Here is a 3675-nt window from a genome sequence, read left to right on the forward strand (position 1 = left end):
AATACCGCGCGGTTCTCATCCGGTGAAGCAAAGGCAATATGCTTATCGCCCGTTCCGGCAAACTTGCCGCCGTAGGCGCGGTAGTTGTTGGTCGCCACCAGGAACTGGGCGTCAGGATCGATCGGCTTGCCCTTGAAGGTCAGCTGCTTGATACGCTCCGCCTGGTCATTGATCAGCGTACACTCTCCGTCGTAACGTGCCGGTTGGCTGACGTCGATCTGATAATTGACGCCGTCGATCACGTCGAAATTATAAGTGCGGAAACCATCCCAATTGATCAGCCCCTGCGGTTTGCTGCTGTTAACGTCAATTTGGTTGAACTGCCCGGCGGAGCATTCCAACCACTCCTTCACTTCCTTACCGCTGGCTTTGACCACCACCAAGGTATTGGGATAGAGATACAGATCGGCGGCATTGCGGAAGGTGAGCTGGCCTTTTTCCACCTCGACAAAGCTGGCGGGATCGTTCTTGCGACCACCCACTTTGAACGGTGCTGCGGCGGCCAATACCGGTAGATCGGCCAGATCCGGATCGCCTTGAATATAGTGCTCAACGTAGGCTCTTTGCGCATTGTTGACGATCTGCACGGTAGGATCGTCCTGGATCAGGGCCAGGTAGCTGTACATATTGCCGTCGGACTTGCCGATAGGCTTGCTGACAAACTCACGCGTTCCCTTATGATCTTCCTCTAACACCTTGACCAGCGCGGGATCTTCCACTGCCAACGAACGCTTGTTCTCTTTGTCATAAACCGGTCTGGCTTGCGCTTTTTCTGCCGTAACCTTCCAATTTCCGCCATCGTTATTCAATTGCAGATCCACGATGCCGAGATGATCGCCCCATTGGCCGGGCATCACTGCAGGTACGCCGTTCAGCAAACCTTTTTCGAGATCCGCGCCTTTGATATTGGCGAAGTCCTTGCTGGGGAATACCGCATGCGCATGGCCGAACATGATGGCATCGATGCCTGGAACCTGGCTGAGATAGTATACCGAGTTTTCCGCCATGGCCTTATAGGGGTCGCTGGAAAGGCCAGAGTGGGGGATCGCGACGACCAGATCGGCCCCTTGTTTGCGCATTTCCGGTACGTAGTGTTTAGCCGTTTCGGTGATGTCGTTAACGGTCACTTTTCCCTGCAGGTTGGCTTTGTCCCACACCATTATCTGCGGCGGCACAAAGCCGATATAGCCGATACGTAAAGTATGAGCTTTGCCATCACGGTCTTTTACCGGGGTATCGACAATAATGTAGGGAGTGAACAGCGGTTTTTGCGTGGTGGCATCGATGACGTTGGCGTTGACGTAGGGGAATTTGGCGCCGGCCAGGGCATTCTTCAGATAGTCGAGCCCGTAGTTGAACTCGTGATTACCGATATTGCCCACCACATAATCCAGGGTATTCATCGCCTTGTAGACCGGGTGGATATCACCGGGTTGCAATCCCTTGGCGGCCATATAGTCAGCCATTGGGCTGCCCTGGATGATGTCACCATTATCGACCAGTACGCTGTTGGTCACCTGCTGGCGAGCATGTTGGATTAGGCTGGCGGTACGCACCAGGCCGAATTTATCGGTGGGCTTATCCTTGTAATAGTCGAAGTCCATCATATTGCCGTGTAGGTCGCTGGTTTCCAGCACGCGCAGGTCAACCGTGGCTGCCTGCGTTGAGGCGCAGACCAGCAGGGCCAGGGCAGATAGTCCCAAAGGGCGCTTGATCATGGTTATCTCCATTGAATTATTCTTCGAGGGGCATCTCAAGGGGGTATGTAATTACCACTCCCTCTCTCATAAAACTGTGAAGTTTGGCATAAACTGGCCGAATGTAACCTACCGATATGCAAAGTTGTGACGGAGAAGACTTGAGTAAATACCGCAGCTTAGCGAGTTGAGATGGATATTCCGCCAAAAAAAAACTAGGCTGCAAGCTATAGAAAGGGGAAATGTCCCACGCAACTGAATGTCTGAGGTGCACTATGTTGGAGCAGATTTGCCAGCTGTCCCGCGAGGCGGGTACGGCGATCATGGCGGTATATCATGGTGAACAACCGCTTGATGTGGCACAGAAAAAAGATGACTCACCGGTGACCGCCGCGGATTTGGCCGCGCACCATATTATCAAACGGGGTCTGGCGGCACTGACGCCGGAAATCCCACTACTGTCAGAGGAAGATCCTCCCACCTGGGAAGTTCGCCGTAACTGGACGCGTTACTGGTTGGTCGATCCGCTGGACGGTACCAAAGAGTTTTTAAACCGTAACGGTGAGTTCACGGTAAATATCGCGCTGATCGAAGAGGGGGAGGCGGTAATGGGAGTGGTCTACGCCCCGGCGATGGATGTGTTGTATCTGGCCGAGCGTGGCAAGGCCTGGAAGGAAGAAGGGGGCCGGCGTCTTGAGATCGGCGTGAGCAATGCAGTACCGCCGTTGGTGGTCGTCAGCCGTTCTCATAGCGATGATGAATTACAGGATTATCTGCAACAGTTGGGCGAACACCAAACCATCTCGGTAGGCTCATCGCTGAAGTTCTGCCTGGTGGCGGAAGGGCGGGCGCAGCTTTACCCACGGTTTGGGCCAACCAATATCTGGGATACGGCGGCAGGGCACGCGGTAGCGGTAGCTGCCGGGGCTCAGATCCACGATTGGCAGGGTAAGCCGCTGTTATACACTCCGCGTGAGTCTTTCCTGAACCCTGGCTTTAGGGTTTCTCTGTTTTAGGCAGCGCCCCGCTCATCGCCGTGCGGGACGCCGTTTAAGCGCTATTTCAGCAACTGGTGCAGCATATCCATGACCTGCTGCACCTCTTGCGGCGTCAGTGCGCCATCTTTGGCGAACTGGATCTTGCCTTCTTTATCAAGCACCACAATTGCCGAGCCTTTTGGCTGCAAATCCCAGGCCTTTTTGACGTTGCCATTACTGTCGACAATGAACTGCGACCAAGGGAACTCTTTCTTGCTGTCTTCAATACTGTTACGCACAAAAATGGCGGTGCCGATGATGGCGTCGTCGGTATTGACGATGGTCGTCGTTTGGTAACGATCGTGCGGTAGCTTGGCGGTTTTGATGGCTTCAATCAGCGGATCGTTGAGCTCTTTGGCCGAAGTGCGGCCAGCAATATGCTGCACCACTCGCACTTTTCCACCGAGCTGCGCGCTATTCCAGCCTTTGTAGCTAAACTTATTATCAACATAGTCCAACTCGCCTTTATCGCTGACGCCGATCGGTGCCACGCGCTGGTGGAGTTGAAGGTTGTGAGCAGAGGCCAACATCGGGGCCAACAGCAGCGATATTATCAGCATGCTATTTTTCATGCATTCTCCTGCAGAGGGAAATAAGTCTCAATATGACTCAAGGTGATTAAAGCATAGGTGCTCATCCGAGGTCTGTCCTGTTAACCGGATCGCAGTTTTTCCTTCTGGCGGCAATCACACGATTTTTGAATGGATATACTGCAAAGGTTATAAATAGGTATACACAATTCTGTCAGTAAGTGTAAATCCAGAATAGAAATCCAGGCAGAGTGGAACGAAATGGTCTTTACTCAGTCTACTAGAAAGCAATCAAGTTGCGCTCCGAATGTCGAGGTGGCCACTTTGGCCGCTCGCTGAGCGCATGGATCCAACGGGAGGAGAGTAACAACTATGAGAATCTTCCAGCGTTATAACCCACTGAAAGTGGCT

The 3675-nt window shown here is 53.1% G+C and carries 3 protein-coding genes; 1 reads left to right on the top strand and 2 read right to left on the bottom strand.

Translation table 11 applies throughout. From position 1 onward, the window contains the following. Nucleotides 1-1718: bifunctional 2',3'-cyclic-nucleotide 2'-phosphodiesterase/3'-nucleotidase (locus ACLQ7H_RS05385; RefSeq protein ID WP_411751788.1), on the bottom strand; the 1718-nt coding region annotated here is incomplete at its 3' end. Nucleotides 1719-1972: 254 nt separating this feature from the next. Between ACLQ7H_RS05385 and cysQ the strand changes: the two genes are divergently transcribed. Next, entirely contained in the window at nucleotides 1973-2713 is a 741-nt protein-coding gene (cysQ, locus tag ACLQ7H_RS05390; RefSeq protein ID WP_411751789.1) for a 3'(2'),5'-bisphosphate nucleotidase CysQ, read from the top strand. 41 nt (nucleotides 2714-2754) lie between these two features. Here cysQ and ACLQ7H_RS05395 read toward each other — a convergent pair whose 3' ends face one another. After that, nucleotides 2755-3306, bottom strand: coding sequence for a YtfJ family protein (locus ACLQ7H_RS05395; protein WP_411751790.1), 552 nt, complete (start codon nucleotides 3304-3306; stop codon nucleotides 2755-2757). Nucleotides 3307-3675 lie beyond the last annotated feature (369 nt).

Origin of the sequence: Serratia sp. (in: enterobacteria) (assembly GCF_046715635.1) — a bacterium.
In the GTDB taxonomy this organism is placed as follows: Bacteria; Pseudomonadota; Gammaproteobacteria; order Enterobacterales; family Enterobacteriaceae; genus Chania.